The following is a 22,703-nucleotide window of genomic DNA, read 5'->3' as shown; positions in this document are numbered from 1 at the left end:
CCTTTTATACCATCTTATCAGGATCAAGAGCCTGATTTATATTCTTAACCTCTTCCCATCTTTTACCCTCAAGTCTATACCCGGTACCGGGGCCCATATAATCATTGCAATCATTTACGGCTGATATAACATGGAATTTATCATCAAAAATTGATGACGTATGCAGATAATCCCCTGCAATCCTCTGCTTGAGCATATTTAACACCCGTTCTGCAACATCACTAAATCCTGTCTTTGCCAGCGCCTTGACTATATCGAGCCCCGTTACACCACGCTTCAAAAGGTCCTGGGCTGCCTTGAGGTCTTCCACCACATTTCTTTCAGGAACATCATTGCTCCCATGGGCATATGTTGCCGCCTCTACCTCCTCATCGGTTATAGGTGGCAACCCCAGCTCCTTAAATACCGCCTGAAGAGCCCTTGCGGCCTTGTTCCTTACTGCAATTGCCTCCTCTTCTTTTATCGGCCTTAATCCCCCGTCCACCTTAAGATCTCTCTGCAAAATAAGATAATCATCATAATCCTCGGCATCAAAATTTGAACCTGCAAACATATTGTCGTAGTTTGGCACGGCACTGTATCCTGAAAAGATAAAATCTGTCCCTGGCAAAAACTGCATCATCGTCCTGGCAGTCTTACGAATAGGTGAATGGGTAAACGTTTGGTCATTGCCGGAAGCCACCTCCAAATCAAGCATCGTGGTGATTAGATTTTCACCCAATACCGCTCTTATACCACCTGAAACAGCACCGGGCACACCTATGCAGCTTATAGAACCGTTCTGTAGCCCCTGTGCACCGGCACCTTTAGTTATCATAATGCATCTTGCTTCAAGGTACAGCATGGATTTACCCTCTGCATAACCCATCTGCACCTCGGACCCTGTGCCCGAAGTAAACCTCATCTTTAATCCCCTTGATGCATATGCTGAGGCTAAAAAACTCTTTGACCACGGTGTATCGTCCCCGTCAACAAACACCTGCTCAGTCCCATAGACAGATATTGTCTCTGCATAAGTGGTATATCCCATCATGCCTAACCGCAGTTCTGTCGCTTCCTCAAGTGAACACTGCGTTAATACGCCGCCTCTACCGGTCTGCGCACCGATGAGCAGAGAAAGTGCATTGAAGGGGGCATACCTTACTATCCCAACCGTAGTTTCCATCTCATCAAAGCCCCGGATCGCTGCCTCAGCCGCATCTGCTGCTATCAGCACAGGGTTGTCTTTCACGTTTGTAACGTGGCACTGATTGGACGGTGTCCTCCTTGCCCTCATCTTTTGAAGGGCCATCATCATCTCAACGACATTGAGTTTATCCACTACATCCACTAATTTGGCAGGTGTCAGGGCAGTCGTTATTTTAATGATCTCACTTCTCGGCACATTCACATCTGTCAGCATCCTTGCTATCTCCAGGGAATCCATAGACATAGCCTTCACTGTATTTTCAATGTTTATGGAGTGGTCCGCAATGAATGCATCTATGAAGTCAAACTGTTCCCTCGGTTTGCCGTCCATTTCAACAATTTTCCCGTTTTCAACCTTTACACTGGGCTTCGGGTCATTTGGACTGCCTATAGCAATAAGACCCACCTCTGGCCAGTCTTTTACAAAACCGTCTTTGTTCACGTCTCTCTTTTCAAGAATCTCAAACCTTTTTGATCTCTTCATCATACCACCACCAATCTTTTAGATATACGGATTAGTAACCGAGACAGGCGTCTGTCCCATAGCCTTAAGCACTTTAAAACCAATTTCCCTGGCTGCGATTACCGCCTGTCTTACTGCACCTGAATCGCCGGTAACCGAGATGATAACCTCATTGGTATGCGCCGTGCCTGCCGAAGGACTGGCATAGGACACTATCTCAACATTGGCTGTCTTTACAGCGGTATCAGACATGAGAACCCCTATAGCAGCAGGTGCACCCACAATAAGTCCAAAGGCTTTCCCTATCGGGGCACCAAAGGCCTTGTTTATGGCCAGGCTTGCCCTTGCAGTATACTGGAGCTCTAGATGTCCAGCATCGCATGTATATACATCTCCAAAAGTCCTGTTCAACTCCTTGAGTGCCACTTCTATTGCCCTCCTGGCGTCGGAGACCTCCTCAGCACCAAATATAATAAGAGAGCCATGCCCTGCTCCTCCCTTTGTGTCTCTTGCCATCTCAATAGAAACAATTTCAGTATTTGTAGCCTTTACGGCCTCATCTGCGGCCATAATCTGCGGCCCGGCGCCTGTCCTGGCGCCCAAAATACCAATTGAACGGAACCTCTTGTCAATCCCCATCTTCTCATGAAGTGCATAATCCACATTTGCTATAACAAGACCGACTGAGTCTCCAACCGCAGTCCCAACAAACTCCGTAACTCCAACGTTATCCATACCTTTATCCTCCTCTCTTTCCGCATTCATATTACCGCCATCATTCAACCTCTTTTTTACTTCCTCAAGCACCTTTGCGAGAATAGCATCGTCCACTTACATCTTCCCCCCTATCTATTCATTTTTGGGGAGTATCTTCTCTACATCCGTATGCGGCCTTGGAATTACATGAACAGAAATAACCTCTCCAACCCTTTTAGCTGAGGCAGCACCTGCGTCAGTAGCGGCTTTTACCGCTCCCACATCGCCGCGGACCATAACAGTGACCAGTCCAGAACCTATCTTCTCATAACCAATAAGTGTCACGTTCGCTGCCTTTACCATAGAGTCCGCAGCTTCAATAGCTGGCACAAGTCCTCTCGTTTCAATCATACCTAATGCTTCTTGTCCCATAATGGCACCTCCATTTTAATTTTACTTTGCATTCTATTAATTCAACTTTTTTTAAATAATACCTCTGTAATTCCTTATCGTGTTTGTGTACTATATTTACCCTCTTGATATGGATTTTTTTGATTTTTTTATGTTTAAATTTTACTATATCAAATATAAAAGAGGGTTTTTTAACTAAAGATAGAATTTAATTATATAGATGCATGGAGGTGATTCCAATGAACGCCCAGCATACGTATGACCTTAAAGATGTCATCGACCTGCAATCCCTGCAGGACATTCAGGATAGATATGCAAAAATAATGAAGGTTGCATCCATTACCGTTGATGAAAACGGTATCCCAGTTGTACACCCGAGCAATTTCACAAAGTTCTGCAACCTTATAAGAAGTACTAAACTTGGCTTTGACCGCTGCATGAAATCCGATGCTTACGGTGGATTTAATGCTATGAAAGCCGGACAGCCGATAGTATACCACTGCCATTCCGGCCTGACCGACGTGGCAGCACCAATCATTGTAAACGGCAACTATATGGGATGCATGTTATGCGGGCAGGTAATGATAAACAATATAGACTACAGCAAACATATTAACTTGATCAAACTTTCAAGGGAACTTGGATTGTCAAAAGAAGATTTAGAGGCGGCATTAAAGGAGATACCAAAGGTTAAATATAATGAGATAAAAGACGCTGCCGATTTTTTATACCTGTTTGCCAATTTCATCGCAAAGATGGGAGTTGCTAACATAGCGCAATCTGAACTGGTTGAAGAAATGAAAAAACGAATGGACCTTGAACGGTTATTAAATGACATGGAGCTCAAAGCCCTTCAGTCTCAAATCAATCCCCATTTCCTTTTCAATACCTTAAATACAATAGCCAGAATGGCTATGATAGAAGATGCACCAAACACTGAGGAACTTATATATAACCTCTCTGACCTATTAAGATATAGCCTGAACAACATTAACCGACTCGTGGATATTGAGACCGAAATCAATAATATAAAAAAATATTTATTTATCCAGACAACAAGATATGGTGACAGAATAACCTATGAAATCAACATAGAACCGTCTATATTAAAGTGTAAGATACCTGTTATGACGCTCCAACCCATCGTTGAAAATGCCATAATTCACGGTCTTGAGCCAAAAAAGGATGGTGGCAAGATAATTATTACAGGTAAGAAGGTGGATGATAAAAACATAATGATTGAGATTACCGATAACGGTATCGGTATAGATGAGAATAAGCTCTATGACCTAACAAAGACACCTGAAAACAACCCGGAATATTCTACAGGATTGGGTATGCAAAATGTAAGAAGCAGAATTAAACATTGCTTTGGAAAAGAGTATGGTGTTGACATAAACAGCAGCTACATGCAGGGAACATCTGTGTATATAACTATACCATACCAGAGTTATATGCAAAGTGAGGTAGTATAAAAATGTATAAACTACTAATAGCTGAAGACGAATCACTGGAAAGAAGGGCCGTAAGGATTATCATTGAAAAAAACTTAAAGAATATAGAAATAGTTGGTGAGGCAAAAAACGGAGGTGAGGCCGTTAAGATTGCCAAATTATCCAGGCCGCATATAATACTGATGGATATAAAAATGCCAGAGCTAAACGGGCTCGAGGCATCAAGGGAAATAAAATCGTTATTCCCCAATACCAAGATTATAATACTCACTGCTTATGATGACTTCAAGTTTGCACAGGCAGCAATAAAACTTGGTATATCGGACTATATATTAAAGCCTGCCAAACCTGCAGAAATTGTATCCGTCATTAGCAAAACCATATCGTCTATCGAGGCATCCAGTGGAGATAACACAGACAACATGGACAAAAACACTCTAATATCTGATGCTATCGATTACATAAACAGGAACTTTAACAGGAATATAGATTTAGAATCCGTGTCAGAGTATATTCACCTAAATCCGCAATATTTCAGCAGATATTTCAAAAGCCATATTGGGATGACCTTTATAGACTACATTACAAAGCTGAGAATAAAAAGAGCTAAAGAGCTGCTAATAAAAACAGATAAAAGCATTAAAGAGATATCCTTAGAAATCGGTTACACTGATGCTGCCTATTTCAGTAAGGTGTTTAGCAAACATGAGGGTATTTCTCCATACAAATACCGGATTGATAACAAAAAGACCACTATAACCCGGCTTTAAGTCTACCACATTTTGGCTTTTAATGACATTATCATCGGCATTGATATGCCTGCCAAAACCTCGTCCAGCGATACCATTAAAGAGGGCCTGACTATGTGGCCAGGCCCTCTATTTTATTTAACAGAATCGGCTGTTTCTTTTAAGAGCAAAGGATCATTGGTAATAATCGCATCAACACCAAGCTTCAGGAACATCTCCATTGATTACTTTAGCTGGAACATCAAGCTCTATCTTAGAACCGTTCTTATAGGCTGTCTTATTCCTAACGGTTAACTTCACGGTATCACTACCCTTAGTTGCTGTTACTGTATCTAGTAGTACCATAGTGAACCTGTCCTTTGCAAGGACTGTGGCCAGGGCCAGGCCAGCTCCTCTATAGCCTCTCTCTTTCCTCTTGCCTTTAATTCAAAATTCATAAGTTCGGGCTTTAATACTTCAGATATCTCCATCACTGCCACCTCTCTATTCTTATCCTCTCATAAAATTCCCTTATTCTCTTAAAATCTGATATTATCCGGCAAGACGAGGAGGCTGCCGCAAACCTCGCTGTGGACTCCCCGTCGAACCCCCTGTCAACCGCATACAGGAAACCTGCCACCATGGCATCACCGGCACCAACAGTGCTCTTCACATCCAGTTCCAATGGATAAGCCCTATATACGCCTTTTGAATCTGCATATATACTCCCCTTGCTGCCCATTGACACTATGACCACCTCAATGCCACTGGATATAATCTCATTGCATACATTCATAACCTCCCTCTCATCATCCAGTGGATGGCCGACCAAATTTTTCAGTTCATGAATATTGGGCTTGATCATATAAGGCGCCGATTCCAATCCCTTTCTCAGTGACTCTCCGTCAGCATCCAGTATAGTCCTTGCACCCTTCTCCTTGGCTATCTGAATAAGTTCCTTGTATATATCCTCATTCAGCCCCTGTGGAAGGCTTCCCGAAAACGTGATATACTCGCACCTCTCTGCCCAGTATAGCACCCTTTCTTTAAGTTCATTCAACCACTCGGGAGTTATCCACGGCCCGGGTTCATTCACTTCTGTAGATGCCGCATTGCTGCGGTCTATAATCTTAATATTGGTCCGTGTGTTCCCCGGCACCTCAATAAAATCAGGTGTTATACCCATTTCTTTAAGTTCGTCAGATATATGTCCGGCATTCTTGCCAAGAAAGCCCAGAGCTATACTCGATATCCCCAGCTCTGCCAGTACCTTAGATACATTTATCCCTTTGCCTCCAATAGAATATTCAGAGTCTGCTGCCCTGTTGAGACTGCAAGGCACAAACCTTTCCACATAAACCGTATGGTCTATGGCCGGATTTAAAGTAACTGTAGCTATCATTTCTACCATCCTTCAAACCTTTATTATGTCTATCCCATTTCCTGAAAATTCATTGTAAACGTCCTCCGGCAGTTTAGAGTCCGTTATTATACAGTCGACCTCGTCTAAGTCTGCAAACCTCATGAAAGACGCCTTATTAAACTTTGTGCTGTCCGCCACAATGTAGACCTTTTCTGCGTTCCTTACCATGTTCCTCTTTGTAGCCGCCTCTACCACATTAGGTGTGGTAAAACCATCCAAGGTAATGCCGTTGGTACCTATAAATGCCTTATCAGCTTTAATCCTTTGAATAAGTTCATCAGCTATAGGTCCCACCAGGGCCTGCGTCTCGTACCTTAGCATACCTCCAGTCAATATCACCTCAATGCCCTGTCTATACTGAAGCTCTATTGCTGCATGGGGCGAATTGGTCACAATCTTTGCTCTGTTTACACTCAGGTTTCTTACTATTTCCATGGTAGTAGTACCCGAATCTATTATTACTGTATCCCCATCCTCAATCAAAGAAGCAGCCTTTCTGCCTATTGCTTTCTTCTCATCTATCATTTCTTCTTTCTTTTCCAAAAATGTCGGCTCATAATTGGTGGGCAATGGATTCATTGCTCCTCCATGAGTTCTGTGTATAAGCCCTTTCCCCTCAAGGTATTTTAGATCTCTTCTTATGGTAGACTCAGATACATCCAGCATCTTGCTGAGCTCTTCTACTGTGACCGTTTTCCCTGAGTTTATGATGTCCATTATCCTTATCCTGCGTTCCTCTGAGAACATCCTATCACCTGCTCATTTTTGATTGTATATGCTTTTATATGCTCTAATATGATTATATATGAGCAAAGTAAAAAAGTCAATAAAAAAAGACGGACAGTATAGACCGCCTTATTCCTTTATTCAATAATACTATTAATAAATTCATCATAACTTTTTGCTTTCATGAGAGAAGATAGCTTTTTAGAATCACTTACTACATTGCTTAGCCAATCAAAAAAAATCCGAATTATTCTCTGATTATCTTCTTTTATGGCTAAGAGCAGAACCAATTTCACTTGAAATTCTCCCCATTGTATTGGCTTTTTTAGCAATGCCACTGAGATTTTCGATTCTTTGCTGATTGCTGAAAGTGGATGAGGGATTGCAAAAGAATAGATAAACGATGTAGGAGAAAGTTCCTCTCGTTTTAATACTGCTTCCTTGAAATCTTTCTCAACCAAACCAGCATTATAGAGCTCATCACTCATAAAACTTAAAACTTTTTCTGGGGTATCCAAGTCAAGATCAAAATAGAAGAAGCGTGGTTCTATCATAGTCTTGAAGCTCATAACAAATTTCTCATTAAATCTATCACTATCAAGTGAATTTAAAGCTTTAAAAATTTTGATCTCATCCTCCGAGTTGACAAAAATCGAAATTTGCACTGTTAAAATATTTAAATTATGTTCTAATGGTACAGTAGTCAAAATCAAATCGGGTTTTGCCTTAAGCACTTCTTTCTTCTCAAAATAATTAATAGATCCAACAATTATCATGCGTTCATGAAATATACTCTCTATTTTTTTTATACACAAACTTGATAAAGCCTGATTATTTGGATTTATCATGATTACTCTATATTTGTTTTTAGAATTCATTCTCTCTAGAGCACCACCTAAATGCTCTTCAATAAAACTGATATCATTCTCATCGATTGTTATATTTAATTTGTCTCCAATCAATTTACCTACTCGAATAGCCATTTCGAAAAAGAATGGGTATTTATACTTTAATTCATCTAAAAACAAATTGGAAATATGAATATTTTTCTTTTTTCGCTCAAGAAGCAACTGAATATGGGCAGATAGTCCCTTCTTTAAATCCTCATCCTTCCTCAAGTCTACATCAAACTGAATATATATGTCTTCTAATATGTCATTTACCAATTGATTTACTGTATAATCATAATTTAGTAGTAGTACCCTATTGTCAGTATCAGCCTGTCTTTTTCCACGCAATATTAAGGCTAAAATAGTGATTTCATCCTCTTTAATCTCCATATGTAACGTTTTCGATACATCTTTATAAAATTCCCATGCTATAGAAAATTCTACGCTGTTAGCAATGTTTTCATTTCCCCCACCTGCCTGTATGTACTTATGACAAAGCATACGTTCAATTGCAGTTCCAATATAAGCTATGATTACCGGAAATTCCATTTCTCTCCCATGGTAATTATACTTTTTAAATATCTTCTCCAATAATTCTTTTACTGCAAGGATATCAAAATTTGGAAATAGAGTTGCCAAAAGGTCAAAATTTAAAAAATTCCCCTTTATCTTTTTCACAAGTAAGTTTACATAAAGCTCTCTTTTGTCCTCTTCATTTCCCCCTAAAGATATATAATTCTTCCGTCTAACAAGTTTAAGTGTCGGATAGGGTTCTAAAATTTTTTTTATTTCTTTTAAATCATTTTCTATTGAAGAGTAGCTGACAAACACTTCATCTGCTGCATGTACTAAATTGAGTTCGTTTTTTTTGAACAATAATTCATGAATAATATAAAAACATCTTTGAAAAGATGTTTGCGGAATCATCTGATCTGAATGAATATTCAAGTTTGATAATGCTTCCATATTTAAGCGATAGCCATTTTTAACATTTGACTCAATAAGCATATCATTATAGTACAAATTTATGTATGCAATATCAGACCTTATGGTGCGATCTGAAACATTTAAAAATGCAGAAAGCTCTTTACCCGTCATCCAGTTTTTGTTGTTCCTAAGTATAGCTATGATTTTTTCTTGGCGTTCGTTCAGCAATTTAATCACCTCCGATCATAGTTTTAAATATAACAACAGGTCGTATTGCTTTCACTATATAATTTCTAATATTAGTTTGATTTTTATCATTATTTTCTGTAGCAGAGCAATATGCCATCTTTTAGGCTAAAAGAATGATTTTAAAGACCTCACCATACTTTTGTTTTGACTGTTTTGGCGGTGAGGTCTTTTTTATCTATCTACCTGAGTTAAAAAAACATCATAAATTCTCTTTTATAAATTCTTCTATCGCTTTAACGGCCGTCTCTTCCTCTTCACCATCAAAAGTTATGGTGATTATATCACCTTGTTTAACACTAAGGCTCATTAAAGCAAAGATTTCTTTTGCATTTACTGTTTCTTTCTCCTTTTCAATAACTACCTTACATTTAAATTGGCTAACTCTATTAACCAGCATTCCTGCCGGTCTAGCATGGATTCCCTGTGGATTTTTAACCTGATACGTAATTTTCTTAACCATATATTTCCACCTATAGTACCCAAAGGAATTAAATTAGGCCACAAAACACTTCTGTGCCTCGCGCATTCATATTCTTGCACTTTACTGTTTTAATCGGCTAATTGAATCTATTCCATTTTGATAAACCCAAAAAGATATTCCGGTTTCAATAGTTCCAATAAAATTAGTTCCTGTGTTGGTATTCTGCCCACAAAATTTCTTTCACCATCGTTAAGTATATCTTTTTCAACAATTTCTAACTCACCACGATAATGAGCTAAATTATCATTAACTATTACCACATCGCCCCTATGGAATAATTCTTTATCATATTTGCGGTATGGAATTGTCTTATTTCTGTAATCTTCCCGCGGTACACTGCTTCGTATAATATAGTCAGAGGCGTCACCTCTTCCAAAATGAGGATAGCTATATATAATGTTTTTCTCTTCGTCTGTAACGCCTTCTGCCAGTTCCAGTTTGAAAGTGATTTTTGTTTTATCAATTTGAGATATTGCTTTTAGTTCATCTTCTCTGGCAAAGGCATTTCCAATCAAGATGTCATCGATTTTATTAGTTGCAAGGAGGTGTCTTACTTGTAGATCAATAGGCAGCCCCCTATGCATTTCACAAGTAGGCAATCCTTTATATACAGGCCAAGGACCAAAGGTATTTTCATTGTTACTGGAAACAAATGCAGCGACAGACAAACCTAAAGCCTTATATTTATTAGTAAATTCCATAAACTTATTCCACCCAAGTCCTGTATATTTCTGCGGATAGAAATTATGGCAAACAATCATATTGTGCGTATTGGCACCTCTTTCAATCATTAAATCCAGGGCTGTATTTGAACTGCCATTAAACTCGATAAGAATTCCATATGGGTTATGTGTGATTGCTATATCTTCTCTATCACTAAAATGTCCGTCAAGACGAATAATATCCACCTTCATATCAGAAAATGGTTTTAAATCAAGCGGTGAAGCCCCTAAATGGGAGAATACAGTAGGATTTGTATCCACCCCCACGATAAAACCAAGCTCATGTGCTTGCTCTATAAACCTGGTGAATTTATTTATAATAATTTCCTTTGGTTCATTTACTGACAGCAAACACGTAAAAATTCGAGTGAATCCATATTTCGCAGCTAACCTCATATAAGCGTAGTCCTTTTCTTCTGTTGAATGTTCTGGATAAACAGATATGCCCATTCTGTGCATTGCAACATTCCTGCCTTTCAACTTATAAGATTTTACTCAGAAGTAGCAGAAACCTGATGGAATCTGCTACCCTTGAGTCTTCATCGACTATGGTTGCATGACCTCCGCTTCATAAGCTTAATAGCTTGTTGTCTTCACAGGAGTTACTTCGGATAATCCCTGTCCACCTTGTATCCTTCATCATGACTGAAGTCACAAGCATACGGATGTTATTTCATTAAATTTTGTGCTTCTTATCAGTATTACATTTTGTAAAGAGCATAATGGGGTACTTTCTTAGTATCCTATTTTTAGAAACAATATTCCTTAATATTTGCAATATTTTTATCATGAACAGCAAGCGCTTTTGCAGCCTGACATAAGTTTTGCAGTGCACTATTTAAACCAGCTTCGCCTTTTTTAGGGCATTTCACAATGTATATCCGGTCCTTATACTTGTTTATTATTTCCTCATTTTCAGCAGACATAGATGCAATTGCAGGTATATCGGTTGAATCGTTTATGCTTTCCGTGATCTCAGCACACATTTGCGCATAGTCCTTATAATCAAATGCCGGTCCGCAAATCACCACATCTGGATGTAGTTTTTGTACCATATCACATAGTTTTTTACTTACCATTTCTTTATTATTTAAGTAAGTCCCAGTCCCGCAATACAGGCAGGCCACAATTTTGGCATCAATCTGTTTTAAAAAAGGTGTCATCATGATGCCAGGGCCAATAGGAACATTTTTCCCGCCGAGGGGCAGCATCTTATCATCTTTTGTTCCCATCCCAGATTGAATTTGATCATAAATTGTTACTATTTTCAGCATAGCTAAATTCTCCTAACTCTTAAAATGTCAAATCATCTAAAGAAATGTCATCATCCTTTGGATTGTTTTCGACTTCAGCCTCATCTCTTATATATTGTTTATCTATAGTTTTAATGAAAGGATAATAGATAACTACTCCAAGAGCAATCAGGAATACCTGCAGCAATGCCCCCTGCCATCCGGACGACAAGAATCCTGAAATAATTGGTGGTGTTGTCCATGGCATAATAACGCCGTTACAAACTGGAACCATTCCAATTGCCATAGTAATATAGGAAACAAGGATATTAATCATTGGTACAATAATAAACGGGATGGCTATCGTAGGATTTAATACGATTGGCAAACCAAAAATAATAGGCTCGTTGATGCCGAAGATACCAGGGATAATCGCTATTCTCCCGAGTTCTTTGATTCGTTTTGATCTGCAGAAGAAAAACATGGCAATCAATAGAGAAAGTGTTGAACCAGCACCTCCATAGGTAGCAAACAAGTCCTGAAACTGCGTATTTATAATATGGGGTAAAGGTTTACCCGCCTGCAGGGCTGCTAAATTCTCTGCAGATAATGCGTAAAGTATGGGTCTAAAAACTGAATCTGTAATATTTGTCCCATGAATACCAAAGAACCATAAAATATGTGCAAATAAATAAATCCCCATCATTGCACCGAGAGAATCTCCAACTTTTTGCAGAGGCATTTGTAAAATTTTATAAATGAAGTCAAAGGCATTTCCCCATGGTGTTAATGTAAAAAGAACTCGAATAAAGAAAAATACAACAACGACTGCACCAATTGGAAACAGCGCCGCAAATGATTGTCCCACAGTAGGTGGGACACCGTTTGGCATCTTGATGGTCCAGCCTTTATCCTCCACCCATTTGTAAATCTTAACGGATAAAAATGCACACAAAATTCCTATGAATATTCCTTTTGACCCCACCCAGTCTAAAGGAATACTGGTAACTTGGACTGCTTTTGAAGCACCTTCCGGCGTATACATCGTGGTAAATGGCATGAGCATAAACCAGCTTAAAACAGCAATGGCTGCTCCAAAAATCATATTTGTGTTTTCCTGTTTTGCATAATTATAACCAATGCCAATCACAACAAATATTGCCATAATTGAAAAGGTTGCATTTGTCACATTTGAAAAATAAGATGCGATTGATGTACCTGCTAATGTTGTGTTTTTTAATAAATCAATCCAAGGTTGAACTGGAAAATTTGAAATAAGCATAAAGATTGAACCAACCACCAAAAGCGGCATGCTGATTAAAAAGCCGTCACGAATTGAAATAAGGTATTTATTTTTGCTTACATACTCTGCAATTGGCATAAGTCTTGATTCTAGCTTATCCATAAAACCCTTTCTCATGTTACATCTTCCCCCATCTCTTTTAATAATATAATTATTGACACTGCAGATTAAAACAATTTCTTAGAGACCCTGCTTCATTAACTTTATCGCTAATTTTAAAACACGTTCCCCGTTGATAGAACCATAATCACTGGCATCGATTAGCCCAACCGGAATGTTCAGTTTATTATAAGTCTTTTTCGTTTCCTCGTAGGCAAATCTCACCTGTGGTCCTAGTAAAATACAGTCTGGATGCTCTTTTTCATAAATATCTTGAAGATTGGGAAGCGAAAACGCCTTAACTTCAATCGGAAGATTATGGTCATTGGCAACTTTTTGCATATTACTGGCAAGTAAGCTTGTGGACATTCCAGCACTGCAAAATAGGTATACTTTTTTCATTAAAACCTCACCCCCTCCCATCCATAGAATCAAATCCTATTGCTTGAGGCATAAAGATTTAGTTGACCTTCCGCTCTAATTCAGACATTCTGCGGCAAGTATCAATAAATTCTTTTGCTATTATTTGGAACATTTCCGCACTCATAAGCTGATCCTCTGCATGCATCACCAATATTGAGCCATCTGTGTTCCCACCATTTGTTCCCTGTGCAAGTATTGTATTATGTATTTCATGGGCATTTAAAAACAGGCCTTCGCCTTCCTTCATTAATTGTTCTGCCTTCTCAAATTCTCCTTTTTTAGCCTCTTGTATGGCTTCAATATTACAGGATCGCGCTGTTCCAGCAGCAGAAATAAGCTTAAAGCAAAGTAATTCTAATCCTTCCATTATACCCTCCTGTTTCGTTAGTAGTGTATTATTACAACATCAATTATACATAGGTCTATAATAAATGCTTCTAATATTTCTTCCTATTGTTAGGAAATAGTTTGCATTAATATAAAGATAGGCAAAATATAAAAAGATATGTACAAACATAATTGGTTAATAACTCAACATTCTAACAGTTATTAATAAGTGCTTACCCATATTATATGGGTTCAGATTAACAGCAAACCCCACTTTTTATGCACATAAAAAGTGGGGTTTGCTTTATGGCTGCACATAATTGTATATAACCAGCTAAATATTGGATAAAAATCATGAAAAGGTGAAAGGGACTGATTTGACATTTTTCTCACATTATTCTGGCATTGCAGTCAAATTATGGTGATACCTGCTATTGCTATTTCAAATAAGTTTAATATAATTTGATAAACTGGCTATCAGAAGTACCACCAGCAGAAGAAGTAACAGCCACTTCCTCTTCATCAGCCAAGCCTCTTTATTTCCCATATTTAACTTTAATTCTCCTGCCAAACGGCTTAATAAAATTTCATATTATCGACAGTATCCCGTCTCTTATTTTCTTAGCTTTACCTCATACACACCACTTATTTCTTTGAGTGCAGAAATCATATCGTCCACAGTAACAGATGGTGGAATCTTAACAAACAATGAAAGGGTTAACTGTTCATCTTCTTCCTTCTCGAATTCAATATTTCTTATACTTATATTCTTCTTACCCAAGGCAGTAGTGACCATCCCTATCTCTCCCGGTTCATCCTTCAGGATGAGTTTTAATTCATAGATATGGCCTCCTATGCCTATAAGCTTTTCCACTCTGGCAAAGAACACGAGTACAATCAATGTTATTAGGGTAGAGGAGACAGCCAGAAAATAAAGGCCCGCTCCTGTGGCCAGGCCAATGGCGGCTGTCATCCACATGCTGGCAGCAGTAGTAAGCCCCTTCACTGAGGCCCCGCTGGTCATAATCGTCCCAGCGCACAATATCCCTACCCCGCTCACTACCTGTGCAGCTATCCTGGCAGGGTCCATTGAATCAGTCTGAGTCTTAAAAATCTCAAACATAGAGATAGAGACCAGCATAATCAAAGCCGAGCCTGCGGATATAAGGGTGTGGGTCCTGAAGCCAGCTGCCTTATTCGCTCCTTCTCTTTCAATGCCTATTATACCGCCCAGTACTGTAGATAAGAACATCCTTATTGCCATTTCTGAATAACTCATATTATCAACCCCCCTGTTTCTCAAACTGCTATCCTACATCATCAGCAACACATGGCAGAGGGTTTTATAAAAAATTTTTATCTCTTAGCCATCCTGAAATAGGTGTGCTTCTTACCTCTGATAGCAATAGAGTATGCCATTATATTTTCTGGCACTGCAACACCTGTATATCCAGAGTCACCTATATGGTGTATATCTACACCAACCATCTTATTGTAAAGTGCTATCTGTTTTATGGTCTCTTCACCTGCGCCCTCTTGCGACGTACCTATAGCTGACATGGCCATGATACCAAGGCTATGGATGTACTCCACCGACTTATTCACACATTCCAAGGTGATACCCGGCACAGTTCCTGGTGAGGGTACCATTATACAGTCACAGCCAGCTACAGCCAAGGCGTCTATAACCTCACGGCTTATTATTTTGCTTCCAGACTCCTTTACCATGCCGGCTGCATGCATCTTTCCTGCCATAAGTATAATGTCATCACCCATCTCCGCCTTTATATACCTGGCAGCTTCAATTATACTTTCATTGGTGACACCGGTCCTGGGGTTCCCTGTTAAGACAATGAAATCAGCACCCTGTTCTTTTGCTTTAACAGCATTTTCTATCGTACCCAGTCTGCCCTTTGGCAGTTCCTCCCTGATACCAATAACCTTTGCCTCCGGGCTTACAGGTTCAAGGTTTATCCCTACCGGCCTGCCTGTCAGTTCTTTTACAGCTTTAATGACACTATCTGACTTATTGTCAAGGCCGTAGAGGACAGGATTGTCAACATCATAGAAGTTCAAAAGTATCATGTCAGCTCCAAATGCTGATACCAGTTCCGCATTGGTGGCTCCATATATCAAGGGCTGTGTCGTAGTCAATATCTCGGCCATTATCACCCTGCCCTCGCTGGCTTTTATGCTCTCTAACAGGTCTTTGGACGACATTGCCCTTATATCTTCAACAGTAGAATCTATAAACCTCTTAACCACAAATAACATCTCCTTATAGAATTATTTTTTCATTGGGAACCACGAACTCATTTACTATTTTCAAGAGACCGTTTTCAGTATTTGGCACTGTAATGTAGTCGGCGTGGGCCTTGATCCGCTCATCTGCATTACCCATGGCTATGCCAAGCCCCGCATATTTCAGCATAGATACGTCATTATGCCCATCACCAATACATATTACATCATTTCTATCTATTTTAAAAGCCTCAGACAAAAATTTCACCCCGCTGCCCTTATTGACGCCCTTTAGATTTATTTCAAGATGCCCTCCTCCTGCATAGGTCACCTCAAAGTCCTCTGAGAGGTCATCCACCAGGTCCTCAGGCACTGTAGCATGTTCATCCAGCTCCCCTATCCCAAATATTTTTGGTGTAGATATAGATGTGGTACTTACATATCCTTCCAGGTTGCCAACAACCTTATATTCAATGCCCCTATTTGCCTCTATATACCATCCTGTCCTATCATTCAGCTCATCAATAAGCAAAATATCATTATGATATATCCCTATTTCATAACGATATTTTTCCAAAATCTTTATGCCCTTTATTAAAACCTCCGCAGGTATGTATCTTTCTAAAATCTTATGTCCTGTATATATGTCAATGATCAGAGCGCCATTATAACATATGAGAGGGGCATTAATCATTATCTCCCTGGCCACAGGTTCGGCTGTAGCAAGCATCCTTCCTGTGGCAATTGTGGTTATAAAGCCGCGCTCTCTTAAAGCCCTCAATACAAGTTTGGTTTCCTCCGGGACCTTGCCTTCTCTATCTAATAGTGTACCATCTACATCGGTTACAAGCATATGATACATTAAAGTCCGACCCCCTTTCGGTTATCTCTATATATTATATACCAAATTTAATGTTAAGAATGTTAAATGTTAAATAAATTTGATGTCTGATAAATACTCTCTAAATGTGTCAGGCATGACACTTCCATGTGCACAAAACATACTGTATAATAAAAGATGGAGCTGAACAATAAATTTCATGAGTTGAAGGAATGTCAATCATTGGCAGAAAAAAGGCATTAAAAATTTTAATTGCCCAAATGTGTTTGAAATATTGACAATGAAGTGGTGTATCACGCCATATCTGACCACAACACAGCAGGCGGTGTAAATATAAGGACTATGCTTAACTGGCACTTAATGCTATGATAGAAATTGACGGAGTTTTGGAATTACAGCACAATTGATAGTTAATATGGTTTAAAAGCAAATATTTGGGAGGAGTAATTATGGCTAAGGTTGCCAACCTTATTGCCTTAAATCTCGACCCAGCTTTGACAGTGCAGCAGGAAGTAATGTCCAAAATCAGCAGGTTAATAGACCTTACTGCTATCGGCAGTTTGAGGCTTATGACAGATATAGACAGTTTTAAAAAAGCTTCATCTGTGTTTTCCTTTACAGGCCCATCCATAACACTCATAGGCAGCGGTGACTTTCACCACCTGAGCCTTGCTATTCTCATGAAAATAAAGACCCCATTCACCCTGATACTCTTTGATAATCACTCTGACCTTATGGACATGAACAGCGGGTATATATCCTGTGGCTCATGGGTAAAAGAATCCTTCAGTTTAAGTAACCTTAAGGGCATAATAATAGTCGGGGTAAACCCAAAAGACGAGGCCTTAAAGTTTGTAAACCCATTTTCAAAACCGATTCGCATTATTCCTTCCTCAGGACATTATGAAAATAGGTTTATAGATACCCTTATAAATGAGATTGATACAAAAGACATCTATATAAGTATAGACAAAGATGTGCTTGACACGAAATGGGCAATGACTAACTGGAACCACGGTTCTATGGACCTCTCTGAACTTTTGGACTATCTCCATATACTCTCAGTAGCCAGAAGGTTGATAGGTGTAGACATATGTGGCGAATGGAAGGTATATGATAGACTCTTTATGACGCACGATGATCTGGAGGCGGTTTTAAAAAATGAAAAGACAAATTTAAAGATCCTGGATGCTGTTTCATAATTGCTCCAGGATCTCTGTCTTAGATGAAGCCTGCCGGACTCCTTCTAACTAAGTATTTTCCTGCTGCCCGGTTTTATATATGGTATGCCTCTCTTACACAACAGACATTCATCAGGATTATAGGTATTAAAGTCCACAATAACAAGTGGCTTAAAAGTCACTCCGAAGTCTATTTTGCCTCCGCTTCTATCCACTATCGAGGTAACTCCCACTACAATGCCGCCATGGCTCCTTACTAAGTCAATAACCTCTCTTGTTGTACCCCCTGTGGTGGTAACATCCTCCACCACCAGAACCCTCTCTCCTTCTTTTATCTCAAAACCCCGTCTTAATGTGAGGATTCTGTTTTCTCTTTCGGCGAAAATGCTCTTTGCTTTAAGTTGCCTTGCCACCTCGTAAGATTCCAGTATGCCTCCTATGGCCGGGCCAATGACCACATCCACGCCCTCATCTTGAAAATTCTTTGCCATAGCCTTGCATATCTCCTCGCAGTACTCAGGGTACTGGGTTATTTTTGCACACTGGATATATCTGTCCGAATGTTTACCTGATGTGAGAAGGAAATGTCCCTCTAAAAGAGCCTCCGTCTTTCTCAATATTTCCAATATATCCACAATTATACCCTCCCAAATATCACTTCACTTAGATTAAACACAGGTCCATCCTTGCAAACCCTTGCATACTTAGGGCCACTTTTATCCTTTAGCGGTATGGAGCACACCATGCATGAACCCAGAGCACAGCCCATACGCTCTTCAAAGGAGGCCTCTCCCACCATCCCGTACTCATTGCACAGCCTTTTCACTTCTTTTATCATCGCCTTAGGCCCGCAGGCATAGACACAGCTATATCTTTCGTCATTTAGTGCAGCCTCAAAAAGTTCTATCACGTTCCCCCTATAGCCAGAGCTCCCATCCATCGTGGCTACCCTTATGTCTATCCCCGGGTTACGGATCAGGTCTATGCCAAAGGGTTTACCGTTAAATCCCAGAAACATACTACCTCTTTTTATTGTATTTGCCAGGTATACCAGAGGGGCAAGCCCAATGCCCCCTCCTACGATAGCCACACTGCCGTCCATTTCATCAAACCCCCTGCCAAGTGGTCCAATGATATCCATGCTGCTGGCCGGTATCATTCTGGACATTATCCTCGTACCTACTCCCTTGACCCTGTATAATATCTTGATTGTTTTGCCATCAGTGTCACATATGCTGAAGGGCCTCCTCAGGATATACCCCTCACTGTCCACAAGGACATGTACAAATTGTCCAGGCCTGGCCATTTGAGCCACCCTTTCAGACCTTAGCTCCATTAAATAAATGTCATCCGAAACCCTCTCATTGTACTCTATCATTGAAAGCATCCCTTAACTCCTCCTTCATCCTTAATACCTTGTTCCTTGCTGCCTCTCTATAGTCTTTATTGCTCTTTCTATAAGCTAAGAGGACCTTCCTTGATGAGTTTATCAGAATCCCGTTAATATCTCCATCCAGCGCCCTCGCTATATCCTCTGCTGTCCCTCCCTGCGCTCCGTAGCCGGGTATCAGCAGATAGTTATATCTCATAATGCCTCTTATCCTTTTTAATTCATCAGGATATGTTGCTCCAGCCACCCCACCTATCCTTGAATAACCCCCATCCATATGAACTGCTCCCCATCCTGCCACCTTATCTGCAACAACCTCATAGAGTGGTCTTCCCTCTACTATAAGGTTTTGTATATCACCTGAGCTCTTGTTGGATGTTTTCACCAGTATAAACACACCTTTATCGTATCTTTCGCTGTCCTCGAAAAATGGGGCAAGGGAATCGTATCCAAGGTACGGATTTAAAGTTATAAAGTCTATACAATCCCTTGACAGGTATGCCTTGGAATAGGATACTGCGGTGTCCCCTATGTCTGCTCTCTTCACATCGGCTATTACCATAAGCCCTCTTCCCTTTGCATACTCCGCTGTCCTGTAAAATTCCTCTATCCCTTCCACCCCTCTCTCCTCATACATGGCTATTTGTATCTTCACTGCCGCCACTACATCATATATACTGTCTATAATTCCACTGTTAAACTCAACAACGCTTGAAACGCCATGGGGCAGGTAGTCAATCTTGGTATCCAGGCCAACTACAAAAGGATTGTTCAATTTACCTATACTTTCTTGAAGTTTCTGCATTATCATTTGACATCCCCCTTTCCCATGCTACCTCTCCGGAGGATATAGTATACATCACCATGCCTCTTAGCCTTTTCCCGACAAATGGGTTGTTATCCTCAGAGTGCATACTTTCCAGAACATATTCTCTCTCCGGGTCGGCTATCACTAAATCGGCCTGATTTCCCTTCTCTATCCTTACAGGATTAAGTCCGATGACCTGTAATGGCCTTGTTGACATAAGCCTTGCCATATCCTTAAACCCTATAGTCCCATCACCTAAGAGGTACGTAACCACCAGAGAAAATACAGTCTCAATCCCTGATATGCCAAAGTCCGCCTTTGAGAATTCCACGCATTTTGCCTCCTTTGGCCTCGGTGTATGGTCTGATGATATAGCATCAATAAGCCCTCCCCTGACTGCATCCTTCAATGCCCTGATATCCTCCCTGTTCCTCAATGGAGGATTTATCTTCAGGTTTGTGTCATATGAAGCAAGTTCGCTTTCATCCAGTATTAGATGATATGGCGTCACATCGGAGGTGAGCTTTATACCATTATCCCTTGCCTGCCGCAAAGCCTCCACAGCCCCTTTTGTACTTATGTCCATTATATGGGCATGAACACCATGCCTTTTTGACAGTATAGAAAGGTTTACTAAAAGTATTTCTTCCATCTCTGGCGGTATACCCGCAAGACCATACACGGTGGAATAGTATCCTTCATTCATCAGGCCACCACAGTCGTCTGGCTTGAACATGAGTGCAGTCCTCATATCCCTTGAGTATCTCAGTGCCCTATCCACAAACATCAGGTCCTTTATCCCACTAACATCAGAAAAGGCTACTGCACCTGATGACTTCATCCTTCCCATCTCCGAAAGCTCTTCACCTTTAAGGCCCTTTGATATACTGCCGATAGGACATACCTTTATTGGAAGACACCTGTACTTATCTCTGATGTATCTTATGCCCATCTCACTGTCTATGGGTGGATTTGAGTCTGGCAAAAGTGCTACCTTGGTGTACCCACCTGATAGTGCTGATAGAGAGAGTTTATCCGGGGTATCCCCCTGGTGGGCGTGGATTTCTGCAAAGGCAGGCATAACAATCATTCCCTCCGCATCTATAACCTTCTCTGCCCCTGCATCTATATTGCCCACCTCAGCTATGACACCATTTTCTATCAGAATATCAGTCTTTAGTTCCTTCTCATCATCTACAGCATAGCCGTTTTTTATAAGGATACGCATCTATCTCCCTCCCTATAAGCTTTAGTATCGCCATCCTCAGGGCAACACCCATAGTGACCTGTTCTTCAATTACAGAGGCTTGGGATGAGGCTACGCCATACTCTATCTCCACCCCACGGTTCATTGGTCCAGGGTGCATTATGATTGCATCGGGCCTGGCCATACCTACCCTTTCCCTTGTAATCCCGTAAAACCTCGTATACTCTGAAAGGGACGGTATGAACCCTCCTGACTGCCTCTCCATCTGTATCCGTAGTGCCATTACTACATCAGCATCCTCTAAAGCCTCTTCAACCCTATCACATACCTCCACTCCCATTGACTCTATACCTGAGGGAATCATGGTAGGCGGCCCTGATACCCTAACATTAGCTCCCATCTTTGTAAGGCCAAATATATTAGACCTTGCCACCCTGCTGTGCAGTATATCCCCTACAATACAAATATTGAGCCCCTCAATCCTCCCCTTCTCCTTCAGCATGGTAAGCATGTCCAGAAGCGCCTGCGTGGGATGCTCATTTATCCCGTCTCCAGCATTAATCATTGATACTGTGGAAAATCTGGCGGCCAAATGCGGCGCCCCGGTCATAGGGTGTCTCATGGCTATATAATCGACCCCCATGCTCTCCAGTGTCCTTATTGTATCTATCAGCGATTCCCCTTTCCTGACACTGCTTGTAGAAGTTTCTATAGATATCACCCTTGCCCCAAGATTTTTGGCTGCAAGCTCAAACGAGGCCCTCGTTCTGGTGCTGGGCTCATAAAAAAGCGTCACCAGTGTCTTTTCATTTAGTTCATTCGAAAAATCCCTGTTTATAAGGCTCTCATACTGCCTAAATCCCTCATCAAGTATCTCCTCTATCTCTCCCCTGCTCATGTCCCTTAAACCTAAAAGGTCTTTCATTACAATACCCCCAATCATAAAAAAATAGGACAGATTTACTCAAGGTAAACCTATCCTATTCAAGGGTATTTTTTCACCATAATAACTACCTCCTTTTTAGCCTCTCAGGGCTAAATTAAAGTCAGGTAAGTCTAAATAAGACCTACATATTCGTTTAGTGAAAGTATAGCATACAACAATATAATTGTAAACAAAATTTTTACCTCCGGTTACAGCAACCCACATTGTCTCCCATAACCGTAAGAGCCTCTCTCAAAGTAGCCTCAGACCATACAGTTACTACATTTACAGTCATGTATAGGATAGCACTATAATAAATATTTATCAAACCCTTATATGCACCCATTATTCTAAAAAGGTAATGGCTG

The 22,703-nt window shown here is 40.4% G+C and carries 25 protein-coding genes; 3 read left to right on the top strand and 22 right to left on the bottom strand.

Translation table 11 applies throughout. The features are described from left to right. Positions 1-4 precede the first annotated feature (4 nt). Genes FWJ32_RS03345 through eutM form a run of 3 tightly spaced genes read right to left on the bottom strand, consistent with a single transcriptional unit; the run spans position 5 to position 2,779 of the window. Complete coding sequence (locus tag FWJ32_RS03345; protein ID WP_149544554.1) at positions 5-1,672, bottom strand: propanediol/glycerol family dehydratase large subunit; 1,668 nt, start codon at positions 1,670-1,672, stop codon at positions 5-7. Positions 1,673-1,690: 18 nt separating this feature from the next. Further along, positions 1,691-2,482: a propanediol utilization microcompartment protein PduB gene (pduB, locus tag FWJ32_RS03340; RefSeq protein WP_149544553.1), complete on the bottom strand. Its 792-nt coding sequence runs from the start codon at positions 2,480-2,482 to the stop codon at positions 1,691-1,693. Between the two features lie 18 nt (positions 2,483-2,500). After that, complete coding sequence (gene eutM, locus FWJ32_RS03335; protein WP_149544552.1) at positions 2,501-2,779, bottom strand: ethanolamine utilization microcompartment protein EutM; 279 nt, start codon at positions 2,777-2,779, stop codon at positions 2,501-2,503. A gap of 218 nt (positions 2,780-2,997) precedes the next feature. On the opposite strand from eutM, the gene FWJ32_RS03330 reads away from it, so the two are divergent. Both FWJ32_RS03330 and FWJ32_RS03325 read left to right on the top strand, forming a co-directional pair. Continuing rightward, entirely contained in the window at positions 2,998-4,233 is a 1,236-nt protein-coding gene (locus FWJ32_RS03330) for a sensor histidine kinase (RefSeq protein ID WP_149544551.1), read from the top strand. Positions 4,234-4,235: 2 nt separating this feature from the next. Next, positions 4,236-4,982 (top strand): response regulator transcription factor, encoded by a 747-nt coding sequence (locus FWJ32_RS03325; RefSeq protein ID WP_149544550.1) that lies wholly within the window; start codon positions 4,236-4,238, stop codon positions 4,980-4,982. 171 nt (positions 4,983-5,153) lie between these two features. Here the strand turns inward: FWJ32_RS03325 and FWJ32_RS03320 are convergent, their stop codons facing one another. From FWJ32_RS03320 to FWJ32_RS03255, 14 genes are all read right to left on the bottom strand, one after another. Beyond that, positions 5,154-5,306: a stalk domain-containing protein gene (locus FWJ32_RS03320; protein WP_149544549.1), complete on the bottom strand. Its 153-nt coding sequence runs from the start codon at positions 5,304-5,306 to the stop codon at positions 5,154-5,156. Continuing rightward, entirely contained in the window at positions 5,294-5,431 is a 138-nt protein-coding gene (locus tag FWJ32_RS03315) for a PTS sugar transporter subunit IIA (protein WP_149544548.1), read from the bottom strand. The genes FWJ32_RS03320 and FWJ32_RS03315 overlap by 13 nt, the downstream gene beginning before the upstream one ends. Beyond that, positions 5,431-6,342 carry a 1-phosphofructokinase gene (gene pfkB, locus FWJ32_RS03310; protein WP_203227559.1) on the bottom strand — a complete coding sequence of 304 codons (912 nt, stop codon included), beginning with the start codon at positions 6,340-6,342 and terminating at the stop codon, positions 5,431-5,433. The genes FWJ32_RS03315 and pfkB overlap by 1 nt, the downstream gene beginning before the upstream one ends. Before the next feature lie 12 nt (positions 6,343-6,354). Further along, the gene (locus FWJ32_RS03305) at positions 6,355-7,110 is read right to left on the bottom strand and encodes a DeoR/GlpR family DNA-binding transcription regulator (RefSeq protein ID WP_238988777.1); all 756 of its coding nucleotides are present in this window, start codon (positions 7,108-7,110) and stop codon (positions 6,355-6,357) included. A gap of 116 nt (positions 7,111-7,226) precedes the next feature. Next, the gene (locus FWJ32_RS03300; protein ID WP_149544546.1) at positions 7,227-9,134 is read right to left on the bottom strand and encodes a BglG family transcription antiterminator; all 1,908 of its coding nucleotides are present in this window, start codon (positions 9,132-9,134) and stop codon (positions 7,227-7,229) included. Between the two features lie 220 nt (positions 9,135-9,354). Next, positions 9,355-9,615: an HPr family phosphocarrier protein gene (locus FWJ32_RS03295; protein WP_149544545.1), complete on the bottom strand. Its 261-nt coding sequence runs from the start codon at positions 9,613-9,615 to the stop codon at positions 9,355-9,357. Between the two features lie 107 nt (positions 9,616-9,722). Beyond that, entirely contained in the window at positions 9,723-10,808 is a 1,086-nt protein-coding gene (locus FWJ32_RS03290) for a DUF871 domain-containing protein (protein WP_238988776.1), read from the bottom strand. Between the two features lie 299 nt (positions 10,809-11,107). Further along, complete coding sequence (locus tag FWJ32_RS03285) at positions 11,108-11,632, bottom strand: GrdB-related putative oxidoreductase (protein ID WP_203227558.1); 525 nt, start codon at positions 11,630-11,632, stop codon at positions 11,108-11,110. 19 nt (positions 11,633-11,651) lie between these two features. Further along, positions 11,652-13,010: a PTS sugar transporter subunit IIC gene (locus FWJ32_RS03280; protein WP_203227557.1), complete on the bottom strand. Its 1,359-nt coding sequence runs from the start codon at positions 13,008-13,010 to the stop codon at positions 11,652-11,654. 63 nt (positions 13,011-13,073) lie between these two features. Continuing rightward, the gene (locus tag FWJ32_RS03275) at positions 13,074-13,394 is read right to left on the bottom strand and encodes a PTS sugar transporter subunit IIB (RefSeq protein WP_149544544.1); all 321 of its coding nucleotides are present in this window, start codon (positions 13,392-13,394) and stop codon (positions 13,074-13,076) included. Between the two features lie 58 nt (positions 13,395-13,452). Beyond that, positions 13,453-13,782: a PTS sugar transporter subunit IIA gene (locus FWJ32_RS03270; RefSeq protein ID WP_149544543.1), complete on the bottom strand. Its 330-nt coding sequence runs from the start codon at positions 13,780-13,782 to the stop codon at positions 13,453-13,455. Between the two features lie 573 nt (positions 13,783-14,355). Then, the gene (locus tag FWJ32_RS03265; RefSeq protein WP_149544542.1) at positions 14,356-15,021 is read right to left on the bottom strand and encodes an MgtC/SapB family protein; all 666 of its coding nucleotides are present in this window, start codon (positions 15,019-15,021) and stop codon (positions 14,356-14,358) included. Positions 15,022-15,098: 77 nt separating this feature from the next. Then, entirely contained in the window at positions 15,099-16,007 is a 909-nt protein-coding gene (locus FWJ32_RS03260) for a DUF7916 family protein (protein ID WP_238988775.1), read from the bottom strand. Positions 16,008-16,020: 13 nt separating this feature from the next. Then, positions 16,021-16,845 carry a Cof-type HAD-IIB family hydrolase gene (locus tag FWJ32_RS03255; RefSeq protein WP_149544540.1) on the bottom strand — a complete coding sequence of 275 codons (825 nt, stop codon included), beginning with the start codon at positions 16,843-16,845 and terminating at the stop codon, positions 16,021-16,023. A gap of 428 nt (positions 16,846-17,273) precedes the next feature. Here FWJ32_RS03255 and FWJ32_RS03250 point away from each other — a divergent pair, with 428 nt between their 5' ends. Further along, positions 17,274-18,026 (top strand): arginase family protein, encoded by a 753-nt coding sequence (locus tag FWJ32_RS03250; RefSeq protein ID WP_149544539.1) that lies wholly within the window; start codon positions 17,274-17,276, stop codon positions 18,024-18,026. A 44-nt stretch (positions 18,027-18,070) separates the two neighbouring features. Here the strand turns inward: FWJ32_RS03250 and pyrE are convergent, their stop codons facing one another. From pyrE to FWJ32_RS03225, 5 genes are read right to left on the bottom strand one after another with little or no spacing between them, the layout of a single operon-like run. After that, positions 18,071-18,640 carry an orotate phosphoribosyltransferase gene (gene pyrE, locus FWJ32_RS03245; protein ID WP_238988774.1) on the bottom strand — a complete coding sequence of 190 codons (570 nt, stop codon included), beginning with the start codon at positions 18,638-18,640 and terminating at the stop codon, positions 18,071-18,073. Between the two features lie 2 nt (positions 18,641-18,642). Then, a complete protein-coding gene (locus FWJ32_RS03240) occupies positions 18,643-19,392 on the bottom strand; it encodes a dihydroorotate dehydrogenase electron transfer subunit (RefSeq protein ID WP_149544537.1) in 750 nt (249 codons plus the stop codon). Then, a complete protein-coding gene (gene pyrF / locus FWJ32_RS03235) occupies positions 19,367-20,206 on the bottom strand; it encodes an orotidine-5'-phosphate decarboxylase (protein WP_149544536.1) in 840 nt (279 codons plus the stop codon). The genes FWJ32_RS03240 and pyrF overlap by 26 nt, the downstream gene beginning before the upstream one ends. Further along, complete coding sequence (locus tag FWJ32_RS03230) at positions 20,172-21,431, bottom strand: dihydroorotase (RefSeq protein ID WP_149544535.1); 1,260 nt, start codon at positions 21,429-21,431, stop codon at positions 20,172-20,174. Before FWJ32_RS03230 ends, pyrF begins: the two co-directional genes overlap by 35 nt. Then, positions 21,394-22,341, bottom strand: coding sequence for an aspartate carbamoyltransferase catalytic subunit (locus FWJ32_RS03225; RefSeq protein WP_203227565.1), 948 nt, complete (start codon positions 22,339-22,341; stop codon positions 21,394-21,396). The genes FWJ32_RS03230 and FWJ32_RS03225 overlap by 38 nt, the downstream gene beginning before the upstream one ends. Positions 22,342-22,703: the final 362 nt, after the last annotated feature.

Source organism: Calorimonas adulescens, from assembly GCF_008274215.1.
GTDB lineage: Bacteria > Bacillota > Thermoanaerobacteria > Thermoanaerobacterales > UBA4877 > Calorimonas > Calorimonas adulescens.
The sequence above is the reverse complement of the archived record's forward strand: the minus strand, read 5'-3'. Positions and strand labels throughout refer to the sequence as shown.

Excerpts from the sequence above, each read along its gene's own strand:
- FWJ32_RS03345 (WP_149544554.1), bottom strand. The coding sequence starts at position 1,672 with ATGAAGAGATCAAAAAGGTTTGAGATTCTTGAAAAGAGAGACGTGAAC.
- eutM (WP_149544552.1), bottom strand. The coding sequence starts at position 2,779 with ATGGGACAAGAAGCATTAGGTATGATTGAAACGAGAGGACTTGTGCCA.
- FWJ32_RS03330 (WP_149544551.1), top strand. The coding sequence starts at position 2,998 with ATGAACGCCCAGCATACGTATGACCTTAAAGATGTCATCGACCTGCAA.
- FWJ32_RS03325 (WP_149544550.1), top strand. The coding sequence starts at position 4,236 with ATGTATAAACTACTAATAGCTGAAGACGAATCACTGGAAAGAAGGGCC.
- FWJ32_RS03320 (WP_149544549.1), bottom strand. The coding sequence starts at position 5,306 with ATGGTACTACTAGATACAGTAACAGCAACTAAGGGTAGTGATACCGTG.
- FWJ32_RS03315 (WP_149544548.1), bottom strand. The coding sequence starts at position 5,431 with ATGGAGATATCTGAAGTATTAAAGCCCGAACTTATGAATTTTGAATTA.
- pfkB (WP_203227559.1), bottom strand. The coding sequence starts at position 6,342 with ATGATAGCTACAGTTACTTTAAATCCGGCCATAGACCATACGGTTTAT.
- FWJ32_RS03305 (WP_238988777.1), bottom strand. The coding sequence starts at position 7,110 with ATGTTCTCAGAGGAACGCAGGATAAGGATAATGGACATCATAAACTCA.
- FWJ32_RS03295 (WP_149544545.1), bottom strand. The coding sequence starts at position 9,615 with ATGGTTAAGAAAATTACGTATCAGGTTAAAAATCCACAGGGAATCCAT.
- FWJ32_RS03290 (WP_238988776.1), bottom strand. The coding sequence starts at position 10,808 with ATGGGCATATCTGTTTATCCAGAACATTCAACAGAAGAAAAGGACTAC.
- FWJ32_RS03285 (WP_203227558.1), bottom strand. The coding sequence starts at position 11,632 with ATGCTGAAAATAGTAACAATTTATGATCAAATTCAATCTGGGATGGGA.
- FWJ32_RS03280 (WP_203227557.1), bottom strand. The coding sequence starts at position 13,010 with ATGAGAAAGGGTTTTATGGATAAGCTAGAATCAAGACTTATGCCAATT.
- FWJ32_RS03275 (WP_149544544.1), bottom strand. The coding sequence starts at position 13,394 with ATGAAAAAAGTATACCTATTTTGCAGTGCTGGAATGTCCACAAGCTTA.
- FWJ32_RS03270 (WP_149544543.1), bottom strand. The coding sequence starts at position 13,782 with ATGGAAGGATTAGAATTACTTTGCTTTAAGCTTATTTCTGCTGCTGGA.
- FWJ32_RS03265 (WP_149544542.1), bottom strand. The coding sequence starts at position 15,021 with ATGAGTTATTCAGAAATGGCAATAAGGATGTTCTTATCTACAGTACTG.
- FWJ32_RS03255 (WP_149544540.1), bottom strand. The coding sequence starts at position 16,845 with ATGTATCATATGCTTGTAACCGATGTAGATGGTACACTATTAGATAGA.
- FWJ32_RS03250 (WP_149544539.1), top strand. The coding sequence starts at position 17,274 with ATGGCTAAGGTTGCCAACCTTATTGCCTTAAATCTCGACCCAGCTTTG.
- FWJ32_RS03240 (WP_149544537.1), bottom strand. The coding sequence starts at position 19,392 with ATGCTTTCAATGATAGAGTACAATGAGAGGGTTTCGGATGACATTTAT.
- pyrF (WP_149544536.1), bottom strand. The coding sequence starts at position 20,206 with ATGATAATGCAGAAACTTCAAGAAAGTATAGGTAAATTGAACAATCCT.
- FWJ32_RS03230 (WP_149544535.1), bottom strand. The coding sequence starts at position 21,431 with ATGCGTATCCTTATAAAAAACGGCTATGCTGTAGATGATGAGAAGGAA.